Source organism: Pseudoalteromonas sp. McH1-7, assembly GCF_013366255.1.
In the GTDB taxonomy this organism is placed as follows: Bacteria; Pseudomonadota; Gammaproteobacteria; order Enterobacterales; family Alteromonadaceae; genus Pseudoalteromonas; species Pseudoalteromonas peptidolytica.
Map to the genome: position 1 here is coordinate 92,305 of NZ_JABWPQ010000007.1, position 20,798 is coordinate 113,102.

The 20,798-nt window shown below is 42.2% G+C and carries 20 protein-coding genes and 1 riboswitch; of the genes, 4 read left to right on the forward strand and 16 right to left on the reverse strand.

Features of this window, described 5'->3' with window-relative positions:
* Position 1: 1 nt before the first annotated feature.
* The 5 genes from thiS to HUZ36_RS06880 form a co-directional block, all read right to left on the reverse strand.
* Positions 2-199, reverse strand: a complete 198-nt coding sequence (gene thiS / locus HUZ36_RS06860; RefSeq protein ID WP_176032431.1) for a sulfur carrier protein ThiS — start codon at positions 197-199, stop codon at positions 2-4.
* Positions 196-1,209, reverse strand: coding sequence for an FAD-dependent oxidoreductase (locus HUZ36_RS06865; protein ID WP_176032432.1), 1,014 nt, complete (start codon positions 1,207-1,209; stop codon positions 196-198). Before HUZ36_RS06865 ends, thiS begins: the two co-directional genes overlap by 4 nt.
* Before the next feature lie 268 nt (positions 1,210-1,477).
* Positions 1,478-3,430 carry a phosphomethylpyrimidine synthase ThiC gene (gene thiC / locus HUZ36_RS06870; RefSeq protein ID WP_176032433.1) on the reverse strand — a complete coding sequence of 651 codons (1,953 nt, stop codon included), beginning with the start codon at positions 3,428-3,430 and terminating at the stop codon, positions 1,478-1,480.
* A 118-nt stretch (positions 3,431-3,548) separates the two neighbouring features.
* Positions 3,549-3,679, reverse strand: a riboswitch (TPP riboswitch).
* 80 nt (positions 3,680-3,759) lie between these two features.
* Positions 3,760-4,179, reverse strand: a complete 420-nt coding sequence (locus HUZ36_RS06875) for an META domain-containing protein (RefSeq protein WP_176032434.1) — start codon at positions 4,177-4,179, stop codon at positions 3,760-3,762.
* A gap of 96 nt (positions 4,180-4,275) precedes the next feature.
* A complete protein-coding gene (locus tag HUZ36_RS06880; protein WP_176032435.1) occupies positions 4,276-4,665 on the reverse strand; it encodes an acyl-CoA thioesterase in 390 nt (129 codons plus the stop codon).
* A 112-nt stretch (positions 4,666-4,777) separates the two neighbouring features.
* Here HUZ36_RS06880 and HUZ36_RS06885 point away from each other — a divergent pair, with 112 nt between their 5' ends.
* Positions 4,778-6,856 (forward strand): TonB-dependent receptor, encoded by a 2,079-nt coding sequence (locus HUZ36_RS06885; protein ID WP_176032436.1) that lies wholly within the window; start codon positions 4,778-4,780, stop codon positions 6,854-6,856.
* 265 nt (positions 6,857-7,121) lie between these two features.
* On the opposite strand, the gene HUZ36_RS06890 is transcribed toward HUZ36_RS06885, so the two are convergent.
* Positions 7,122-7,355, reverse strand: coding sequence for a hypothetical protein (locus HUZ36_RS06890; protein ID WP_128731284.1), 234 nt, complete (start codon positions 7,353-7,355; stop codon positions 7,122-7,124).
* Between the two features lie 377 nt (positions 7,356-7,732).
* Here HUZ36_RS06890 and HUZ36_RS06895 point away from each other — a divergent pair, with 377 nt between their 5' ends.
* The 3 genes from HUZ36_RS06895 to HUZ36_RS06905 all read left to right on the forward strand — a co-directional run bounded on the left by HUZ36_RS06895 (position 7,733) and on the right by HUZ36_RS06905 (position 9,104).
* On the forward strand, positions 7,733-8,038 hold the full coding sequence (locus HUZ36_RS06895) for a helix-turn-helix domain-containing protein (protein WP_176032437.1): 306 nt from the start codon (positions 7,733-7,735) through the stop codon (positions 8,036-8,038).
* A gap of 154 nt (positions 8,039-8,192) precedes the next feature.
* Positions 8,193-8,360: a hypothetical protein gene (locus HUZ36_RS06900; protein WP_176032438.1), complete on the forward strand. Its 168-nt coding sequence runs from the start codon at positions 8,193-8,195 to the stop codon at positions 8,358-8,360.
* An 87-nt stretch (positions 8,361-8,447) separates the two neighbouring features.
* The gene (locus HUZ36_RS06905; RefSeq protein WP_176032439.1) at positions 8,448-9,104 is read left to right on the forward strand and encodes a hypothetical protein; all 657 of its coding nucleotides are present in this window, start codon (positions 8,448-8,450) and stop codon (positions 9,102-9,104) included.
* A 134-nt stretch (positions 9,105-9,238) separates the two neighbouring features.
* On the opposite strand, the gene speD is transcribed toward HUZ36_RS06905, so the two are convergent.
* The 10 genes from speD to HUZ36_RS06955 form a co-directional block, all read right to left on the reverse strand.
* Complete coding sequence (gene speD / locus HUZ36_RS06910) at positions 9,239-10,048, reverse strand: adenosylmethionine decarboxylase (protein ID WP_125252259.1); 810 nt, start codon at positions 10,046-10,048, stop codon at positions 9,239-9,241.
* Positions 10,049-10,133: 85 nt separating this feature from the next.
* Complete coding sequence (locus tag HUZ36_RS06915; protein WP_125252260.1) at positions 10,134-10,547, reverse strand: OsmC family protein; 414 nt, start codon at positions 10,545-10,547, stop codon at positions 10,134-10,136.
* A gap of 106 nt (positions 10,548-10,653) precedes the next feature.
* Positions 10,654-10,989, reverse strand: a complete 336-nt coding sequence (locus tag HUZ36_RS06920; RefSeq protein WP_176032459.1) for a DUF3802 family protein — start codon at positions 10,987-10,989, stop codon at positions 10,654-10,656.
* Positions 10,990-11,128: 139 nt separating this feature from the next.
* Positions 11,129-12,601 carry a succinylglutamate-semialdehyde dehydrogenase gene (gene astD / locus HUZ36_RS06925; RefSeq protein ID WP_147391183.1) on the reverse strand — a complete coding sequence of 491 codons (1,473 nt, stop codon included), beginning with the start codon at positions 12,599-12,601 and terminating at the stop codon, positions 11,129-11,131.
* Positions 12,602-12,616: 15 nt separating this feature from the next.
* Complete coding sequence (astA, locus tag HUZ36_RS06930) at positions 12,617-13,630, reverse strand: arginine N-succinyltransferase (protein WP_147391182.1); 1,014 nt, start codon at positions 13,628-13,630, stop codon at positions 12,617-12,619.
* A gap of 67 nt (positions 13,631-13,697) precedes the next feature.
* Positions 13,698-14,909 carry an aspartate aminotransferase family protein gene (locus HUZ36_RS06935; protein WP_176032440.1) on the reverse strand — a complete coding sequence of 404 codons (1,212 nt, stop codon included), beginning with the start codon at positions 14,907-14,909 and terminating at the stop codon, positions 13,698-13,700.
* 356 nt (positions 14,910-15,265) lie between these two features.
* Entirely contained in the window at positions 15,266-16,441 is a 1,176-nt protein-coding gene (locus tag HUZ36_RS06940) for an HDOD domain-containing protein (protein ID WP_176032441.1), read from the reverse strand.
* 372 nt (positions 16,442-16,813) lie between these two features.
* The gene (locus HUZ36_RS06945; RefSeq protein WP_128732293.1) at positions 16,814-17,395 is read right to left on the reverse strand and encodes an anthranilate synthase component II; all 582 of its coding nucleotides are present in this window, start codon (positions 17,393-17,395) and stop codon (positions 16,814-16,816) included.
* 567 nt (positions 17,396-17,962) lie between these two features.
* Positions 17,963-18,973, reverse strand: coding sequence for a sigma-54-dependent transcriptional regulator (locus tag HUZ36_RS06950; RefSeq protein WP_161972763.1), 1,011 nt, complete (start codon positions 18,971-18,973; stop codon positions 17,963-17,965).
* A gap of 627 nt (positions 18,974-19,600) precedes the next feature.
* A complete protein-coding gene (locus tag HUZ36_RS06955; protein WP_125252269.1) occupies positions 19,601-20,779 on the reverse strand; it encodes an iron-containing redox enzyme family protein in 1,179 nt (392 codons plus the stop codon).
* Positions 20,780-20,798 lie beyond the last annotated feature (19 nt).

The window sequence follows — 20,798 nt, forward strand, 5'->3', positions numbered from 1 at the left end:
ATCACCCTCCTTGAATTGGTGATAAAAGCTCAACCTTATCACCGTCGTTCAGTGTCACGCCTGGCAGCTCTGTGCGAGAAACAAAGGTACCATTGAGTGCCACGGCAAAAGGCGGCCTCGCACCTTTGGCTGTGATAAACTCCTGAATAGTTTGCTCGTGGTCGATATTAATCGTTTCGCCATTAAATTCGACTTTCATAATAACTCCTTAGATAGTGCTTGTTGCACAATAAGTGGTGCCAGCAGATAGCCGTGCCGATAAAGACCATTGATACTGATCACATTGCCTTGTTGGTCAATTTTGGGGTGATTATCTTTAAATGCGGGCCTAAGTCCGGCTAATAAGGACAATACTCGCGCTTCAGCAAATCCACGATGCACTGAATAAGCAGCAGAGAGTAGTTCAAGTGTAGAGCGCACAGTGATCTCTGCACTGTCTTGCGACTCAATTTCCGTCGCACCAATCACGAACTGATGATCCGGCTTTGGTGCAATATAAATAGGATACCTTGGGTGCATCAAACGCACAGGTCGAGTCAAGGTCACTTCAGGGGCAAAAATTCTCGCTACTTCTCCACGCACGCCACGAAGCCCTTCACATTTTACTTTTGCACCAAGACCGCGACAATCAATAACCCAATCATACGAGTGACTCAGCTGCGCTTTTTTCGCCTCATCACAATGAACCCCGTAATTAATTTCTACACCTTGCTTCAGTAGTGTTGTAGTACTACTTTGATAAAACGCCTGATTATCCAGTTGGCCTTCGCAAGGTAAATACAAGCCTTGGTGGAACACGCCCCCCAACTCCGGCTCAAGTTCGGCTATTTGAGCACCATTCACCGTTTCCGCACGATGCTCTTTTAACGGCTTTAAGCGCTGCTGAAAACTCACCAAGTCACCACGATCTTGCGCATGGGCAACAATTAGTGAGCCTTGCTGTTGAAAAAAGACTGGGCTGTCGAGTTTAGCAAGTATTTGCGGCCATAACCTCATCGACTCAAGCCCTTGTAACGCCAAAGCTTCAGTACATATCACAGACTCAGCCAACGGCGCTAACATAGCCGCTGCGACACTCCCAGCTGAAGACTCAGCACCTTGCTCTGCTTGCTCAAATACGCTGATCTGATAGCGCTTTGCAAGCATCAATGCGGCGATACGCCCAGTTAAACCAAAACCCAAGATAGCAACACGTGCTTGAGTAGACATCGCTACACTCCTAAAATGAGCCACCTCACAGACATCAAAGTGGCTACGATGGGATGAGTGATACCAATTTGCTTTATTAAGTGATCTATTTTGAGGCAAGAAAATCTTGTCGATAACACCGCTTCCGCGTCCTGCTCACGCCGAGGTACCTACGTCCTGTAGGCAAGGCAAAAGTTTTGCTATTTAGTTGTTCTAAATAAGAAACTTTTAACGCAGTTAGCGTCAGATTTACTCCCTCAAATTGAGCAAGTATTAAGACAAAGTGGTATCATATCGCTTTGTGATAAAGCTCTGAGCCTGATTGCTTAAATTCTTCAGACTTTGCTTTCATCTCAGCTTCAACATCCACCATTTTAATGCTGATCTCTTCACCTACATTATTCGGATCAATCCCTCGTGCTTCTAGCGCTTTTGCGTAGTCACGTACATCCTGCGTGATCTTCATTGAGCAGAATTTTGGCCCACACATAGAGCAAAAATGCGCAACTTTACCCGACTCTTGCGGCAATGTTTCGTCGTGATATTCACGGGCGCGGTCAGGATCTAGACCAAGATTAAATTGATCATGCCAGCGGAACTCAAAGCGCGCTTTAGACAACGCATTGTCACGAACTTGAGCACCCGGATGGCCTTTTGCCAAATCCGCTGCATGTGCTGCTATCTTGTAGGTGATCAAACCTTCTTTTACATCTTCTTTATTCGGTAAGCCTAAGTGTTCTTTTGGTGTCACATAGCACAGCATCGCACAGCCATACCAAGCAATTTGCGCCGCACCGATCCCTGAAGTGAAGTGATCATAACCCGGAGCAATATCTGTGGTAAGCGGACCAAGCGTGTAAAATGGCGCTTCATCGCAATGCTTTAGCTGCTCTTCCATATTCTCTTTGATCATGTGCATCGGTACATGGCCTGGGCCTTCAATAAATACTTGTACGTCATGCTTCCACGCCAACTTAGTCAATTCACCAAGAGTGCGTAGCTCACTAAATTGTGCTTCGTCATTGGCATCGGCAATAGAGCCTGGGCGCAAGCCATCGCCTAATGAAAAGCAAACATCGTATTGCTTTAAGATCTCGCAGATCTCTTCAAAATGCGTGTAGAGGAAGTTTTCTTTGTGGTGCGCTAGGCACCACTTCGCCATAATTGAACCGCCGCGAGACACAATACCGGTGACGCGTTTTGCCGTCATTGGTACATAACGCAGCAGTACGCCAGCATGGATGGTAAAGTAATCCACCCCTTGTTCAGCTTGTTCAATTAGCGTATCGCGGAAGATTTCCCACGTTAAGTCTTCGGCAACGCCATTGACTTTTTCTAGTGCTTGATAGATTGGTACCGTACCAATTGGCACAGGCGAGTTACGTACCACCCACTCACGAGTTTCATGAATGTAGCGCCCTGTCGATAGATCCATCACCGTGTCTGCCCCCCAGCGAGTCGACCATACCATCTTTTCGACTTCTTCTTCGATAGAAGAGCTCACTGATGAGTTACCGATATTGGCGTTAACTTTAACTAAGAAATTACGTCCGATGATCATCGGTTCAGTCTCAGGGTGATTGATATTGTTTGGCAGTACAGCACGGCCACGAGCAATTTCATCACGGACAAATTCAGGCGTGATAAACTCAGGAATACTGGCTCCAAACGATTGCCCTTTGTGCTGCTGTGCTAATAACTCATCTCGTAATTTAGCACGCCCCATATTTTCACGGATGGCCACATATTCCATTTCTGGTGTCACGATACCTTGGCGTGCGTAGTGCATTTGTGTGACATTTTTACCCGCCTTGGCACGACGAATTTTAGGTAGGTGTTCAAAGCGAATATGATCAAGCCCTTCATCCGCCATACGCTGCTGGGAAAACTGTGACGTCACCGACTCTAGCATTTCGGTATCATCGCGCTCAACTATCCACTGCTCTCTAAATTTAGGAAGACCAGCACGAACGTCAACCGGTACTTCAGGGTCTGTGTATGGACCTGAAGTATCATAAACACGAATAGGGTCGTTTGATTCAAATACCGGATTGTCTTCGGTGCCACCAACAAACGAATCACTTAGCGTGATTTCACGCATACCAACGCGCACACCGGCTTGGTCGCCGTCGACATAGACTTTATGAGAATTGGGGAAAGGTTGACCTTTAAGATTATGGATAAATTCTGCCGCAGCTGCTCGTGCTTCACGACGACTTAACTTGCTACTATTGTTTGACATGACGTTCCTCTTACTTTCATCAAAGGTGTCTTGTCAGATCTCCAAAAAAGGAGGAGACGAGGATAGTCCTCGGGTAAGGTGGATAGCAATATACCACTATTGCTACAGACAAACGCAACACGTTTGCTGTCTTGTTCCCTACGCAGGCATTAACCTGATCAGGTCCACGGATCCCGCAAAATGCGATCTCAGCCTGAATGATTAGCAGCTGGCTTGCTGTAAAAATTCGAGGCACTCCGACAAGTAACGAATTAGCGCCAGTCTACTTACTTACATCAACGCTCGCAAGTATTGTCGCCAGCATTCACACTGGTATGTGGGGTTTTGGCTTATTGTTTAACAAAAGTAAATTCAGGTTTTCCCTTTAAGGTCAGTATATTAGCCTTAACCTCAAGTAATACGCCGATTTGTAACTGATTAATCAGCTGTGACTCAACTTTAGCCACATCCTCACCACAGTACTTACGGGTCATCCCTAGATTTTTGACGATTAATTGCCCATCAACAATTTCACCTTCACCAAAAAAGCGATTACATCCAGCAAACCCATTGACTTGCAACGCGTCTATAAAACGAATGTCAATCGCTTGCATACTCTCTGAAGATGCGTCCTGTGATTGTGTAAGTGGCTGGCCATTTATGCTGCGAAGCTGCCAACTAGAATACTTAAGCGCTTGCGTGTCTACCTTCCCTGTTGAGACACATCCACTAAGCGCAATAACTGCGCAAATTATGCTGATGAATTTCATGGTAAACCATCTATTTTATGCCCAATACTTATTATAACGTTTCATTGGGCAATAATTGCAGTAAAATTCTGTAAAAATGACTTTTTCGGCATTAATTTAATCAAATAAGTGAGTGATAGCATCCGGTAAAAAAGGTCTGCCACGTTCGTTAACTGAAGTGCCAGTGATTAGCGCATCTAACATCAACTTATTATCATGGGTTCTGATTATTTTTTGCTTAAACGCAAACTTCACCCTACTTTCTCGCTCAAGGCTTACTTCAACGTAAAAGTCATCGCCTGGGCGCAATGAATCTTTGTAATTCATTTCACTGCGGATCACCACCAAGTTCACTTTTTGCTCAGCAAGTGCTGCAAAGTCAACGTTATGGGCCAACAAAAACTCATGCCTTGCATGTTCTAAATAATTAAAATACACACTATTATTGACGATACCTTGTAAATCGCATTCATAGTCACGCACTTTAAAATCAAGCTTAAAACTCATATCAACACCTATTGCATTAAAATTAATGGGCTAAGATATAACATAATTTCACTGTTAACTGGTCTGGCTTTTGCTAAACTGTGCCCAATTAAAAATGGGACAAAGATTAAGCATGAAGTTAAAACTCTCTACGATCACGTTGGCACTATTGCCACTTTTCTCTCATCATGTACTTGCCGATGATGACTTGGAAACCATCGTTGTTACTGGTGACTTTCAAAATGAAACCATCCAAACACTCAGTGCTAGCGCTTCGGTTGTTGATGAACTAACCATCACCAAGCGTGGTGCCCAATACTTAGATGAGATCCTTGGTGCAACTGCCAATGTTAACTTTACCGCAGGCGCGTCTCGTGGCCGTTTTATGCAAATTCGTGGCGTGGGTTTGCGTTCACAATTTGTTGATCCTATTTATCCTAGCGTCGGTTTATTGATTGACGGCATTAACTACTCGGGATTAGGTGGCAGCGCGCTACTATTTGATACCGAATCAGTCGTTGTGTATCGCGGCCCTCAAGGTACCAAGTTTGGCTCTGATGCCTTGGCAGGTATTGTTGAAGTAAATACTCAAATGGCAACAACTGCACCCTCACTAAAACTAAAACTTGGCGCAGGCAACTATGGCAGTTATGAAGCTGGTATTGCCGCAGGCGCTGGGCTCAGCGATAACACTGCTGCACGAGTGAGCTTATATCAACGAGAATCCGACGGCTATGTTGATAATCTTTATCTCAATAAGCCCACGCAGACGCAAGATGAGCAAGCCGCTAGACTAAAACTTAACTCTCAGGTCAGCGACAATCTTGCCCTAGAGTTTACTTTCCATCATATCGATACTGACAACGGTTATGATGGCTTTACCTTAGATAATTCACGCAATAGTGTCGCTGATGAACCTGGGCAAGATAACCTAGAGTCTGACGCTTTTGCTTTTCGTGGCAAATATACACGCTCAGACTTGTTTGATGTTGAGTTTAAAGTATCAGGATTAGACGCTGATGCCCTCTATAGTTTTGATGAAGACTGGGTGTGTAACGATCCAAGTAAACCTGAACTCTGCGGCGCGGGATTACACCCTGAAGGATATAGCTCAACCGATGTTTATGCCCGTAATTATGAAAAAGGCGATATTGAGTTTTTAATCAAAGATAAGCAGAGCGACTGGGTAGTTGGCATGTATGCCAAGCGTAACGACGTTGATCTAACCCGCCACTATACTTGGCTTGCTACACCGTTTACTTCTGCCTATTCAATCGAAAGCAAAGCTATATTTGGCCAGTACGTGCATCACCTATCAGATAAAACTCGCTTGATTGGCGGCCTACGCGCAGAACAATACGACGCTGATTACTTAGACAGCAATGGCTTTACCATCGCAACCGATGACTTGATGTGGGGCGGTAAAGTCGCACTTGAATACCAAGCTGTCCCTCGTACTATGATCTACACCAGCTTATCTCGTGGTTACAAGGTTGGTGGCGTAAATGGTGAAGCATTAGCAAAGGCCAAAGACGAAGGGTTAAACATTCCCACAGAGCACCATTATTTTGACCCAGAGTATGTCTGGAATGCCGAGTTCGGCGTGAAAGGGCAATCTGAAGATAAGCGTCACCTTGTACGTGTTACTGCATTTTATATGCAGCGTGATGACATTCAACTAAAGCAGTGGCAAGTATCTAACCAGCAATTTGCAGGCTATATCGATAACGCCAGTGAAGGCAGCAACTATGGACTAGAGCTAGAAGGCACCTTTAGTTACAACGAGCGCCTTGGCTTTACCTATAGCGCTGGCTATTTGGAAACAGAAATAGAAGATTTTGTTGCAGCAAGTGGCATTAGCTTAGACGGCCGCGATCAAGCACAAGCACCAAACTATCAATACTCATTTGCTGTTAATTACGAGCTAATGAATAACCTAGTAGTAGCGCTTGGCGTTGAAGGTAAAGACAACTATTACCTCTCGGATAGTCACAACGAGCAAGCCGGTAATCATAACCTGATCAATGCCAGCTTAAGCTATTACGGTGATAACTGGTCACTCACAGCTTGGGGCAGAAACCTAGCGGATGAAGATATTGTGGTACGCGGCTTTAGATTTGGTAACAACCCATTAGACGGTTGGCAGCCACATACCTACGTGCAGTACGGTGAACCACGCGTATACGGATTAAGTTTTACCTACGAACTGTAATCAACTTACGTTTATACTTATTAAAAAAGGGGAAGTATATTCTATACGCTACCCCTTTTTTATATTCTATTTATCTTCAAATAACTATGAAAAAAAACAGGCCAATTATCTTAATTAATTGCTATATCTACCAGCATGACTATACGATAACGTCGCACCGTACATTACAGTATTGTCACAGCAGTTAATACTAAATAATAAAAAGGGGGAAGCGTAAAATTAGAGTAAAACGCTCCCCCTCACCGCAAAACCTAAACGCGCTATGCTATTCCATACTGGGCGCGCTGGAATATACTAGCTCAACCAAGTTATTCATGGTTTTTGACTTCTGCATATACGCTTTTTCCATGTGAGCAAGCTCTTGTAATTCAAACAAGGTTGACTCCACTAACGATAACCACTTGGTGGTAGTATCTGGTACGTTATTGCACTGTTTTGATGCTTTTTTTAGTGCGTCGTAATAAATTGTTAAGTCATGATATTGGCGTAGATAATCCATATTGCTCTCTAACATGTTCACTTTATTTCACACTAAAGTAACAAAAGCTTTGAGCAAAAATCTGCGCGAAGAAAAATTTTTTAAATTTACTGTTAAATTTATCAGTAAACACACAAGCTAAATAACAACATAGCGGTGCTGAATTAAAATAAACTTGATGTGCTTCGCACAAAAATTATGCGAAGCAAATAACAGTGAAACAAAATATACATTTTTGGTCTGACAAAGCTTGAAAAATAAATTTTCTAAGATAAACTCGCGTTTACTGTTTAGATACAAAAATGCAACCTGGTTAAGCTAATAAATATAACCAATCAGCGCAAAAGCACGTTGCGCTATTTGTAACGCACAAGCGGCAAACAAAAAGGATTGAGTTGGTGGGTAAATTTGACAAGCGCTTTACCGCAGATGACTTGCGCCGTATGCGCAAAGTGGCCGGTAAAACAACACTCGAAATGGCTAAATTAGTCGGTGTAGAGCGCGGCACTTATGAAAACTATGAAAAGGGAGTCAGTAAATTCCCTTACGAGTATTTTGAAGTGTGGTGTGACGCTTGTGGGATTAACCTAAACCCATTAAGGGAACAAATTTTAGCGCTTAGAGATAAAATTGATGATGCTAAACTTTGGCGTAAATCCCCAACCCCACGTGACAAACCAAGTAAAGAAGGTAGCCGCAAATGAATGCCCAAGCCTTTTGTCCTTATAATCACATATATCAAACAATCACGTTACGTATCACGTATATTTACTGCACGATGTTTTCAACTTGTTTATTAAAGAGTAAAGTAGGGTGTAATCAAAACACCGCAAAACTTAACTTAGAAAGGACATCATTATGCGCTTTTTACTAAAAAAGACCACTAATAAACTTTCAGATACTTACCAGCTTCACCTCAAAGAAACAAAAATGGTTTCGGGTGGCAGCGGTCCAAATAAAGACAAAGACCCCAAAATAGAAACAGAGAAACGAACTGCAGTTTATAAAAAGCCGCCTTACAACTAGGCGAGCAAATATACTCACCGGCAGCTGAGAGTCATGCTGCCGACTCTTGAGTGCGTAGGCTAAACGCTGGAGATATCAGGAAAAGCAATGAAGTTATCATGGATTTTTTTATTATTTGGAGTTGTGACAGCTATTTTGCTTTCAGCAGCATACATACGCTTTGAACTATATATTAATAGTATTTGGTTAATCAGCATTTTTATCATAAGTATTTTTGGTAAGAACCTTGAGAATATTAAGCACATCACTTTTATTTTGTTATTCATGATATTGGTTGAATACTTGGCGATCCTTTACTTACTTAAGTATAATCCTAATGAGTTCCCTCCATATCTTAATAACGCCTTTATCTTTGGTACTCACTTTATTTTGGACTTAGTAACTATGATATTGCTAAAGTATCGTGTGCGTTTATCCCTTAAGTATATACGAAAAACAACCCCAGAGAATTGGCAATCTATTTACATGACCCATGCAGATCCCATTCTTTATGGTATTTTCTTCGCCTTTATTATTGTTGATTTAGCAGCATTTGGTGAAAACCTGATTCGCAATATGGATCTTTTTTTTGGTGTTTCAGAAGAAGCTTCGAAAACCTTTTGGAGTTGGGGCTGGGTCTATAAAAGTTATGAGTACTTGAAGTCTATTCTCTTAGCTTGCGTCATCACCACCCTACTGGCCACTATCTTTGTTGAACGTCAGCGTCCTGATACGCCAGATGAGGAATTAGAAAGCGAATCTTAGTGATTTTATAATTGTCACCTTATAAGCGGGCACAGTCGTGCTCTATGCGCTTATATGATGACTTAACAAGGAATTTCAGACATTAAAAAAGGCGCCAAAGCGCCTTTTACTGTTACTTATCCTGATACTACGGATTATTCCGTCTCAGGTAAATTACGACCGTAGAACACTTCCTGAATTTCACGATTTAGCTTTTGTCGAATTTCTTCTTCTTCGTCTTGGTCTAAATCATCGGTGCTCAATCCAAACAGATACGCATTTAAATCTGTTTCCTTAAGCATCATCTTAGTGTGGAATAAGTTCTCTTGATACACGTTTACATCTACCATGTGGTAGGCATCTTTAGTGTCTTCCGTCATGTAATTCTGGATAGAGTGAATAGCGTGGTCAATATAGTGCTTCACGCCATTTACGTCACGAGTAAAACCACGTACGCGGTAATCGATTGTTACTACGTCTGACTCTAGCGAGTGAATCAAGAAGTTCAGTGCTTTAAGTGGTGAAATAATACCGCACGTTGATACTTCAATATCTGCTCGGAACGTACAAATACCATCATGAGGGTGTGCTTCAGGATAAGTATGCACGCAAATGTGGCTCTTATCTAAGTGTGCAACCACCGAATCAGGTAATGGACCTGGTGCTTCGTTGCTATCAAAAGTCTGTTGTTCAACAGGCTCTTCTGATACTAGAATCGTCACACTTGCCCCTTGTGGCTCATAGTCTTGACGTGCAATATTTAATACGTTTGCACCAATAATATCTGTCACGTCTTTGAGAATATCCGTCAAACGATCAGCACTGTACTGCTCATCAATATATTCTAGATACTCTTTACGTTGCTGCTCGGTCTTGGCGTAGCAAATATCGTAAATGCTAAAGCTTAAACTCTTAGTTAAGTTGTTAAAGCCATGGAGTTTAATTTTATCAAAGGGCTTGTTCACGATAGACCCACCTTAATACAAAAAATCTGCGTTGCAGAAACAAAAGTTCGCGGATTTTATACGAAAATAACGCCATGAAAAAGCGTTATTTCGCGTCAATTTCAATCACTTCATGGCTATGCGTAATTTCTACTGCTTTTTCAAGCATTAAAGCCACGGAGCAGTACTTTTCAGCTGACAAACTAATGGCTCTTGCTAGGTGTTTTTCAGAGACATTTCGTCCCGTTACCACAAAGTGTAAATTAATTTTTGTAAAAACCCGTGGCGCACTTGGAGCGCGCTCTGCGGTAAGCTTTACCTCGACGTCAGTAACATCCTGACGCGCTTTTTGTAAAATACTGACCACATCAACCGACGAGCAGCAGCCAGCTGACATCAACACCATTTCCATTGGGCTTGGTGCTGCACTGTCGGCGCCGGTATCAAATACCACGTTGTGCCCTGACGCTGAGCGCCCAATGAAGGTATCGCCTTCAACCCATTTAACGCAAGCTAACATAGTTATCCTTTATAAAAGCAATAACACCGCCACGAGGCGGTGTATTTTATATTCCACTTTTCACTTTACAGTGTAGTGTGGTTCTATTAACGATAATTGTGCCAACCTATACCGCTGAGTCAAACAGGTTTTTCACCAAGCCGGCAAATTCCTCAATAAACTCTTTTTGCTCTATGGTGACACGTCTATCAACAACGCTCGACAGTACCTCTTGCAAGTCATACACAATGCCGTCTACCTCGCGCACAATCATGCTACGCTGCTCTGTAGAAAGCTCACTGTGTTGCTCGCAAATACGGATAACATTTTCAGCAATCACATCTTCGATCAATTCCAAGACTGTTGGAGCACCAGGCTCTACCGTCCCGGACTTCTCAAACAAGGCTAAATTTTGCGTCAAATACATGACTAAATCATCATATCCTTGTTTATCTAAAACCATACTTTGCTCACCTGAACCTATCAAAGACATCTCCTATTGATTTAAGCAGAAAGTTTTTTCGATTGCTACTTTTGTAGACAACTAGACACAAAAAAGCAGCCGAAGCTGCTTTTTTATCAATAAAATTGATAGTGCTATTTTAATCTAAAGATAAACCTGGGCTCAAGCTTGCAGGTAATGTTACCTTCTCTAATTCTACTGAAGCAACTGGGTATGCACAGTAATCTGCTGCATAATAAGCACTTGCACGGTGGTTACCTGAAGCACCAATACCACCAAATGGCGCAGCGCTTGACGCACCTGTGATTGGACGGTTCCAGTTAACAATACCAGCGCGAATACGGCGTAAGAAGCGGTCGTAATCCGCTTCGTTGTCACCGAGTAGACCCGCTGAAAGACCAAAGCTTGTTTCATTTGCTTTTTCAATTGCCGCGTCAAAGTCTGTGTAGCGGAATACTTTTAATAACGGGCCAAAGTGTTCTTCATCAGGGAAGTCTGCAATGTTAGTACATTCGATGATACCTGGCGTCACAAAGCCTGTGCCTTCTGTGTGCGTCAGCTCAATAAGCGACTCACCACCTAACTCAACAAGCTGTTGCTGTGCTTTTACCATACCGGCTGCAGCTGCATTTGAGATCATTGAACCCATAAATGGTTGTTCTGCATCATCAAAGTTGCCAACCTTAATCGCTTTAGTCGCTTTGATCAGTTGCTCAAGGATGATGTCACCTTGCTCACCTGCCGGAAGGAATAGCTTACGAGCACAAGTACAACGCTGACCGCTTGAAATAAACGCTGATTGAATAATGTCATGCACTGCCGCTTTGGTATCCGCTACGTCTTTTACGATGAGTGGGTTATTGCCACCCATTTCAAGCGCTAAGATCTTACCTGGTTGGCCTGCATATTGCTCATGTAATAAATGACCAGTACGAGAAGAACCAGTAAAGAATAAGCCATCGATACCAGCATGTGACGCAAGTGCCTTACCAGTTTCAACTTCACCTTGAACTAAGTTAATCACGCCCGCAGGAAGACCTGCTTGTTGCCAGTACTTAAGTGTTAACTCAGCAACGTATGGTGTGAGTTCAGACGGCTTGAAAATAACCGTGTTACCAGCCAGTAGCGCAGGTACAATGTGACCATTAGGTAGATGGCCTGGGAAGTTATATGGGCCAAACACCGCAACCACGCCGTGCGCTTTATGACGAATAACTGCACGACCAACAGGCATTGGATTTTCAACCACGCCAGTACGCTCTTGATAAGCTTTCTCAGAAATTGCGATTTTACCTACCATAGCGCCCGCTTCGGTGCGAGTTTCCCAAAGTGGTTTGCCCGTTTCTTTAGCAATTGCGATAGCCAACTCTTCGCTATTTTCTTTTAGTACTTCAGCAAAACGCTTAACAATTTCTAAGCGCGCTGCAAAGCTCATGTCGCTCCATGAATAGAAAGCTTCACGTGCTGCTTTTACTGCGCTATCAACTTGCGCTGCTGTTGCTGCGTTTGCTGTCCAAATTACGTCGTTGTTTGCTGGGTTTACAGAGCTAAAGCTTTCGCCTTGTCCTGCAATCCACTCACCGTTAATTAGTTGTGCTGCATGTGTTGTCATAATCTGTTCCCAATCTTAAATCTTCACTAGGCTTACTTGATCGCCTTCTTCTACTTTTAGCGCCGCAGCAACATGTGGAGCAAGCGTTATCTCATTGTCATCAGACAAAGTTAACTCTATGACCGCTGCGCGATAGTCCACAAGTTTATCATTTGCGACCATAACAGGGAATCCACCTTGACTATCGCCTATTTTCACTGTGCGCTTTTCGCTATTGCATACCGTGCGAATATTGCTCACTTTGGCTTCAACAGTAGGGCCTGCGTCAAAAATATCAACGTAACCGTTAAAGGTGAAACCTTCACTCTTTAATAGCTCAATCGCAGGGCGAGTATTGTCATGTACCTCACCAATCACCGCTTGTGCTTCTTCACTGAGCAGGTTGACGTAGATTGGGTATTTTGGCATTAGCTCTGCAATAAAGACCTTTTGGCCAATACCCGTGAGGTAATCAGCAGTTGGGAAGTCCATAGAGAAGAAATGCTCTTCAAGCCACTGCCAAAATGGACTTTCACCTTGTTCATTCGACACGCCGCGCATTTCTGCAATCACGGTTTCGGCAAAGCGCGCACGATGTTGATTAATAAACATAAAGCGAGAGCGAGATAAGAGTTTGCCGTTGCTTCCCTTACGATAACCATCCTTTAAGAACAGCGTGCATAGTTCCGTTGCGCCAGTGTAATCATTACATAGCGTTAAAATATCCACTGCTTTGTAAACATTCAGCGTGCGAGAAGAGTGGATCACTTTGCTCAGATGGTAATGATAAAACGCATCATCCAAACCAACCGCAGCTTCGATACCACTGGTACCAACCACCTCGCCAGTTTCTGTATCTTCTAATACAAATAAATACCCTTCATCAAAAGGCTTGTCTGCTTGCTTACCAAATGAAGCAACTGAACGTGCAATCTTCTTCTGTAATAGCTCTTCGTTAACAGGCAAAGAGGTAAAACCGTGGCCTGATTCATGAGCAATGTTTAAAAGCGCTGGATAATCGCTTTCTTGGATTGGGCGAAGGATCATCATGAGCCCGCTTACTCCTCAAAAATGTGGATAACAACAAGGCCACCAAAAGGTGACCTTGCAATCAGTATTAGGCGTTGTTAGCAACTACCGCAGCAACCGCTTTTTCAAAGCGTGCCATTCCTTCGCGAATGTCAGCATCAGGAATAACTAAAGATGGAGTAAAACGTACCACGTTTGCACCAGCCACAAGTGACATCACGCCTTGTTTGATACCTTCAACCAAGAACTCTTTTGCTTTGCCTTGATACTTTTCAGTAACTACGCCACCAAGCAATAGACCTTTACCACGTACTTCACTAAATACGTTGTACTTTTCGTTGATGTCATTAAGTAATTCACGGAAAAGCTGTTCTTTTGCTTTTACACCGTCAAGCACTTCTGTTGTGTTAACGGTATCAAATGCAGCTTCAGCAACCGCACAAGCTAATGGATTACCACCGTATGTTGAACCGTGAGTACCTACTTTTAGGTGCACTGCAATTTCAGTGGTCGTGATCATTGCCCCGATAGGGAAACCACCACCTAGTGCTTTAGCTGTGGTTAGAATGTCTGGTGTTACCCCTAAGCCTTGGTATGCGTATAGTTCACCTGTACGACCAACACCAGTTTGTACTTCGTCAAAAATAAGTAGCGCGTTGTGTTTATCACATAGTTCACGCACACCTTTAACAAACTCAGCGGTTGGTGAAATAATGCCACCTTCACCTTGTAGCGGTTCCATCATCACTGCACAAGTATTGTCAGAGATAAGAGCTTCAAACGCTGCTAAGTCGTTGTAGTTTGTGTGAACTACATCGCCAGGCTTTGGACCAAAACCATCCGAATACGCAGCTTGACCACCCACAGTAACCGTAAAGAATGTACGGCCGTGGAAACCTTGATTAAATGAAATGATTTGCGATTTTTCAGCACCGAACTTGTCAAGTGCCCAACGGCGCGCAAGTTTTAGTGCCGCTTCGTTCGCTTCTGCACCAGAGTTGGCGAAGTAGACCTTTTCTGCAAATGTTGCATCAGTAAGCTTTTTCGCAAGACGTAGTGCAGGCTCATTAGTCATTACATTAGACAAATGCCAGATTTTTTCGCCTTGCTCTTTTAATGCGCCCACCAAAGCTGGGTGACAATGACCTAAACAGTTAACTGCGATACCACCAGCAAAGTCGATGTATTCACGACCTTCTTGATCCCACACGCGAGAGCCCTCGCCTTTTACTGGGATCACAGCAGAAGGTGCGTAGTTAGGTACCATTACGTCGTCAAACAATTCACGATTGATAGTCATTTTATTTCCTCATATTTGGTGAGTGAAAGTGCAAACAAGGAGTCATTCCGTTTGAAGGTTGGCGCATTGCCACCGCTTGATAGGATATTTATTCACACCAATTAGGTGCTATGTATTTTGACCCGCCCCTTGATGGCACAAAATTCATACGCTCATTATTTCAGAAAAAGCGCCATTTGTCTCACTTATAGCATGTTCCCAGCCCTTTGCATTCAAGGGTTTAACATATATTCTCAACTCAAGTGAATAACTATTTAGGGCTGATATTCAGGGCAAAGCAAGCATGATGCAGCCTTGCACTGATCATTAAAGGTTAGGTTCTGAATGAATAGTCGCAAAAAAAATTCCGTTTTTTTTTACAAAATCGTCAACTGAAGGTTATGGAATGCACATTTTGCCAATTGCTGACGCATTTCTTCAGTGAGTTCTAGGTGACTGAGTAAAATCTCAGCTTCGTCATCTTCTATCAACTGACTGTCTTTTAAAACAAGCATTTGAGCATAGCCATAGGCTTTTTGCATCACTTGTGTCAGTGGTAACGGATCCGCTATTTTTTTATGCGATTTTGGTAAATAAGTTTGCGAATACTCTTCCATTACCGCATTAAAGGGAAGGTAACGCAGCTCCATTTTCTCTATTAGTTTTCGAGATATATCTGCGGAGTGTTCTAACAGCAAGTTACGCAAAAATAGGGGATCTGGAGATAGCTCCATTAGCGCGGTATGTAGATCTTTTTGCTTTTTATCACGGGCAATTTGTACTTTGGCTTGCCATACTCTTTCAAAAGTACGTAAATACAGTCTGACTAACGCAATTTTGCCCAGTTCAAGTAGCATTCCCAAGGTAAAGGCATGTTGTTCTTTAACACCAAAAAATGGGGCAAGCTCCTTTGCTGCAATTGCAGTGCTCATACTTAGCTCCCGCATTTTACGCTTCATTAAGCCAAACGGTTCTGTTGCATGGGGCATCCAGTGCCTCACCGCCATCGTCGGGATCACCATTTGCAGGTTTTCTAAGCCCAAATACCTCAGTGCCAGCGCAGGGGTATCGACTTTAATCGATGTGCCTTTGCTATTTTTCTTGCGATACTGCGGCAAATTCACCAAAGATACAAGCTCTCGCCCTAACCAACTGAGATCATTTACGAGTGGTTCTAATCGCCCTACTGACGCTGAACGCACGGCCAAAATATCAAAAATGGCAGGAACCGAATCTTGAATGCCAACCACTTCATGGTAAATGGTATCAAGATCATGTAATTGTTTTGCAATTGCCTCTTCAATAACTGAATGTAAGTGCTTACTTGCTTTAGCTATGTATTTATGATGAGTCGTACTGCTTTCCTGTCGTTTTGCAGCCGCAGCAATCTCCACCTCAAGCATGGTACGCTGGGCAATATTTTCTCCATAACTAATATCAAAAGTATGGATATAGCCGATTTGCTTTTGGGCAAAGTTAAGGCTGATAAGAAGGTCATGGGCGCGCTCAGAAAGCGCTTGTGCCATTCTAATTTGCTTATTTTCTTGCGTCATGCATGCTACTTATCTAAAGGAAACAATGAGTTTAGCACTCAACAGATAGTCGTATTGTTCGATATTATACCACTAAAGGCAATATTAAAGTTTTATTGTGCGTATCTTAAAGCACTGACAGAAACATCATCTCCAAGCTTATACCAATTTTCTTAATTAAGTGGTCTATTTTGAGGCGAGAAAATCTTGTCGATAACAAGGCAAAAATTTTGCTATTTAGTTGTTCTAAATAAGAAATTTTTAACGCTGTTAGCGTCAGATTTACTCCTTCAAATTTAGCAAGTATTAAGTCAAATTGGTATTATACCCACACGACCTCAAGCGTGCAGATTATTTGCACAATTACAAAACAGAGCTGGTTTTGTTTAAACTTTAGAAGCGTTTTAGGAAGTTATCAAGTAATGCCAACCCATGCTCGGTCAAGATTGCTTCAGGATGAAATTGTATTCCTTCAAGCGCCCTATCTGGTGCGACAAGTCCCATAATTTCATCAAACTTACCCTCTGGGGACTGTGTCCATGCGCTCACTTCAAGCGTTGCTGGCAAGGCGTTTTTTTCTACAATAAGTGAATGGTATCGGCAGACTTCATAAGGCGAAGGAAGCCCGTTAAATGCCCCTTTATTATTGTGATATACAAGAGAAGTTTTACCGTGCATGACTTGTCTGGCACGGCGCACATTACCTCCTAGCGCTTGCGCAATTGTCTGATGACCTAAACAGATCCCCAGAATAGGCAAACTGCCCTGAAGCTGTTCCACTACTTGCAGTGATATACCTGCTTCATTCGGCGTACAAGGTCCTGGAGACAACACTAGATACTTTGGTCGAAGCTGCTTAATTTGAGCGATGCTAAGTTCATCATTACGCTTAACCAATACTTCAATATTCAAACGTTGAAAGTACTGTACTAAATTGTACGTAAAAGAATCGTAGTTATCGATCATTAACAGCATATAAGCTTTACTCCACACCATAGCTTATGCCAATTTGCCTCATTAACTGCTCTATTTTGAGGTAAGACAATTTTATCGATAACACAGCAAAAGTTTGACTATTTGGTTATGCCAAATAAGCAACTTTTTACATCATTAGCGACTATTTTACGCCCTCAAGTTGAGCAAGCATCAGACAAAATGGGTTAGCGTTCATTATACGAATATCAGGCTCTTAAATTTGAGCATCGACTTTGTACATCGAGATAATGAGTAAAACTCACTCAGTACGATGATGGGCAAATCACGACGGCCAAATTACAAACGGCAGGAGTGTAGCACGGACTGCAAAGATACAGCAGCCTTAAAACGAATTTGGTAAAAGTGATAGCGCGTATTTAAGCCAAAGAACAGCGGTTATAAAGAAGTGCAGAGGCGGCGTAACTGTCTGCCACCTCAGAAAGTGATTTATACCAATTGTCTTAAGTAAGTAGTCTATTTTGAGGCGAGAAAATCTTGTCGAGCACGCTGTTAGCGTCAGATTTACTCCTTCAAATTGAGCAAGTATTAAGGCTGATTGGTCTTTTATTACGTTAAGCCGTACTTTCGTCTTTTTACGTAAAAATTATTTCTACTTAGCTGTAAACCTTGATAAACGTCAGAAACGCTGGGATTGAGACCCATTGCTTCTTCGATAATGAAGCATTCAACTTCTTCTATTGCTTCGGAAAAGGAGATATCTAGGCTAATAGCACGCTCTAATACCGACATGACTTTGCCATACCCACCTTTGTCACTTTTAGACACTGCTGATGGTTTTAGCATGTTGTTATATTGTGGAAAATAAGCAATATTCACTTTACCATCGCACATCGCAATCCAGGCGTTCAAAACCCCAAAAAGCTGTCTAATGTTGCCTTGCCAATAATACTTCTTACATAAGCTGACTAACTCAGTATATTGTGCAGGACTGAGCATAATGTCCTTATTTTTAAGGAAAACATCAATCAGTTTAGGAATATCGTCTTTGCGTTCACGCAGTGGCTTCATGGTTAACTCGATGCCCAGTAACCGAAACCTTAAATCCATTAAAAAAGTGCCCTTTTCAACTTCTTCATCCAAGTCTTTAGTCGTCGCAGCGATAACTTGGAATTTAGAGTAGAGCGTTTTGGTATCTCCTAGACGGCTATAAGAACCATCATTGAGTACCCGCAGTAATTTTTGCTGGGTCTCGATAGACAAGGTGTGGATCTCGTCTAAAAATAAAATCCCACCGTTTGCTTCTGCGATAAAGCCATCTGTGCTCTTTTCAGCCCCTGAGAAGGCACCTTTCACATGACCAAATAAAAGCGATAACGATAATTCGTTATTAAAGTTTGCACAGTTAACAGAAACGAAAGGAACCTCTTCTCCTTGCAGATAAATACGTTTGCGATGCACTAATTTAGCAAACTCTTCTTTACCTGTTCCCGTTTCACCTTGAATAATACTCGCAAGCTCTTCATTTTTAGCTAAGATGCAGGCTTTGAAGTCTTCATCTCTATCAATAATTAGATTTTCAGCTCCGACCCCGTTTAGTACTTTATTATACTTATCCATACTTCCCCTCTTTATGAACATCCGACGCAACTTACTACAGGAAAACGCTCATTAATCATTTACTGCAATGGTATTGCCCACCCAGTGCACCATGGCTCCAACTTTCTTTGTGTGACGAGAAAGGTAAAAAAGTAATAACAAAAACATCTCCTTACTTTGTTATTTCGTTTTTTGCCTTATAAAGAACTGTTGGTATTAGTTATTACACGGGGTTTTACGCTGCTATTTACCACCTATTGAGTGTTTTAAAATACTCAATAAAATAGAGAAAACCATAAGATAAAATAGCGAAATGCAACCTTGTTGTAACATTATGAACATTCCTTAAAACACATTATTAACCAGTTTAACAATGATTAAAATACAAAATACGTCAAACTATGATTGCATCAGATGCAACCTTAATTGCACGCTAAAAAAAGTCATGAGAATGTGAAGAGAAAAAGAAAAAATTAATAATAATCAAAAAGCTACAAACAACGTGCAACGTTATATATGTACTTGAATGAGTGAGAAGTTGAAAAAACTGCAAGTCAACAGTAATAAATAGTCAAAAAACGAAAGGATGAGTAGCTCAGAGTGCAAGCACCCTTGACTCTGAGCCTAACTAACCAGAACTTGGAATAATTAAGCAACTTGTTCTTGTTGCTTTTTTCTATAGCTAAAGTCAGTGTTATTTGGAAAGTGTTTAGTCAAACCAAAGTCGGTGATTGCAAGAATAGTCAGTTTACCCTCTCCGGTGTTTTCACTATAGTGATCAACCCAGCGTGGTACGTAAACAAGTTGACCTGCTGACACTTCAATATGCTCATCAGCAATATGCACTCGACCCTCGCCTGATACAACATAGAACATTGATTCGTGAGCATGCTTATGACACTCGTTGCGACAGCCTTCAGGGATCTCAAGTAACCTTGGGTCCATCACTTCACAACCAATATTAAAACGGCTTACTTCAAAGTTAATGCCATCATCTTGTTGTTGGTTGCTATATAACTTCACACCGCTATTTTGCGTTAATGAGCTACTAAACGAAGGCACATCTTCAACTTTATAGTACGGTTGCTTACCACAAATAGCCGATACTAGCGGTTCAATCTTCGCTGTCGTAATATCTTGGTAGATTGCACGGAAATACTCGTCACGCAAATCGAGCGCTTTGTTGATCGCTGCCTCAATCTCTTGTGCATGTGAAGACACATCATCATTGCACTGTGATAGTGCGATATTTTCAATAACTTCTGCGTGCTCATCATCACACTCCATGTGTAGACTTAGATAACGTAGCGCTTCTTCTTCTACACCTAAACCTTTTAGGCCTTCGAACCAATATTCATAAATATTGGCAACAACCCCTTCAGTACCCCAACCAAGGAATGCCGCAGCACCGATGCTATTCGTGTTTTTAAGAAAACGTAGGCACTCGTCAAAATACGTCACGGTGTAGGTTTTAAAATCGGTTCCGTCTGGATTTGCAATATCAAAAACATCATTCATCATTTTACGTAGTAAATTTGAATGGCGCTCTTCCATATTTTCTTCGCCAGCTTCTTCCCATAAGTTATGAGAAAGCTCAGCTCTGAACTTATCATCGTCACACTGCATCATTAGGGCTGACAATAGTCGTGTAAACCCTCTTGAATAGTAAAAGTGTTGAGCAATTAAGTAGCCATAGTCTTTAAGACTTAATTCGTTCTTAGAACATGCCACTAGAAGTGGGTTTTGCCACAGTGGATGTTTTGAGACTAGTTCTTCAAAACGCTCACCAACTCGAGCTTTTGATACGCTAGTTACTGTTCCTTGCATGATATACTCCAAGTTTTAT

Excerpts from the sequence above, each read along its gene's own strand:
- HUZ36_RS06945 (WP_128732293.1), bottom strand. The coding sequence starts at position 17,395 with ATGCTGTTAATGATCGATAACTACGATTCTTTTACGTACAATTTAGTA.
- HUZ36_RS06940 (WP_176032441.1), bottom strand. The coding sequence starts at position 16,441 with ATGACGCAAGAAAATAAGCAAATTAGAATGGCACAAGCGCTTTCTGAG.
- HUZ36_RS06875 (WP_176032434.1), bottom strand. The coding sequence starts at position 4,179 with ATGAAATTCATCAGCATAATTTGCGCAGTTATTGCGCTTAGTGGATGT.
- HUZ36_RS06935 (WP_176032440.1), bottom strand. The coding sequence starts at position 14,909 with ATGACTATCAATCGTGAATTGTTTGACGACGTAATGGTACCTAACTAC.
- HUZ36_RS06915 (WP_125252260.1), bottom strand. The coding sequence starts at position 10,547 with ATGTTAGCTTGCGTTAAATGGGTTGAAGGCGATACCTTCATTGGGCGC.
- HUZ36_RS06885 (WP_176032436.1), top strand. The coding sequence starts at position 4,778 with ATGAAGTTAAAACTCTCTACGATCACGTTGGCACTATTGCCACTTTTC.
- HUZ36_RS06880 (WP_176032435.1), bottom strand. The coding sequence starts at position 4,665 with ATGAGTTTTAAGCTTGATTTTAAAGTGCGTGACTATGAATGCGATTTA.
- astD (WP_147391183.1), bottom strand. The coding sequence starts at position 12,601 with ATGACAACACATGCAGCACAACTAATTAACGGTGAGTGGATTGCAGGA.
- HUZ36_RS06865 (WP_176032432.1), bottom strand. The coding sequence starts at position 1,209 with ATGTCTACTCAAGCACGTGTTGCTATCTTGGGTTTTGGTTTAACTGGG.
- thiS (WP_176032431.1), bottom strand. The coding sequence starts at position 199 with ATGAAAGTCGAATTTAATGGCGAAACGATTAATATCGACCACGAGCAA.
- HUZ36_RS06920 (WP_176032459.1), bottom strand. The coding sequence starts at position 10,989 with ATGGTTTTAGATAAACAAGGATATGATGATTTAGTCATGTATTTGACG.
- thiC (WP_176032433.1), bottom strand. The coding sequence starts at position 3,430 with ATGTCAAACAATAGTAGCAAGTTAAGTCGTCGTGAAGCACGAGCAGCT.
- HUZ36_RS06900 (WP_176032438.1), top strand. The coding sequence starts at position 8,193 with ATGCGCTTTTTACTAAAAAAGACCACTAATAAACTTTCAGATACTTAC.
- HUZ36_RS06950 (WP_161972763.1), bottom strand. The coding sequence starts at position 18,973 with ATGGATAAGTATAATAAAGTACTAAACGGGGTCGGAGCTGAAAATCTA.
- HUZ36_RS06890 (WP_128731284.1), bottom strand. The coding sequence starts at position 7,355 with ATGGATTATCTACGCCAATATCATGACTTAACAATTTATTACGACGCA.
- astA (WP_147391182.1), bottom strand. The coding sequence starts at position 13,630 with ATGATGATCCTTCGCCCAATCCAAGAAAGCGATTATCCAGCGCTTTTA.
- HUZ36_RS06905 (WP_176032439.1), top strand. The coding sequence starts at position 8,448 with ATGAAGTTATCATGGATTTTTTTATTATTTGGAGTTGTGACAGCTATT.
- HUZ36_RS06955 (WP_125252269.1), bottom strand. The coding sequence starts at position 20,779 with ATGCAAGGAACAGTAACTAGCGTATCAAAAGCTCGAGTTGGTGAGCGT.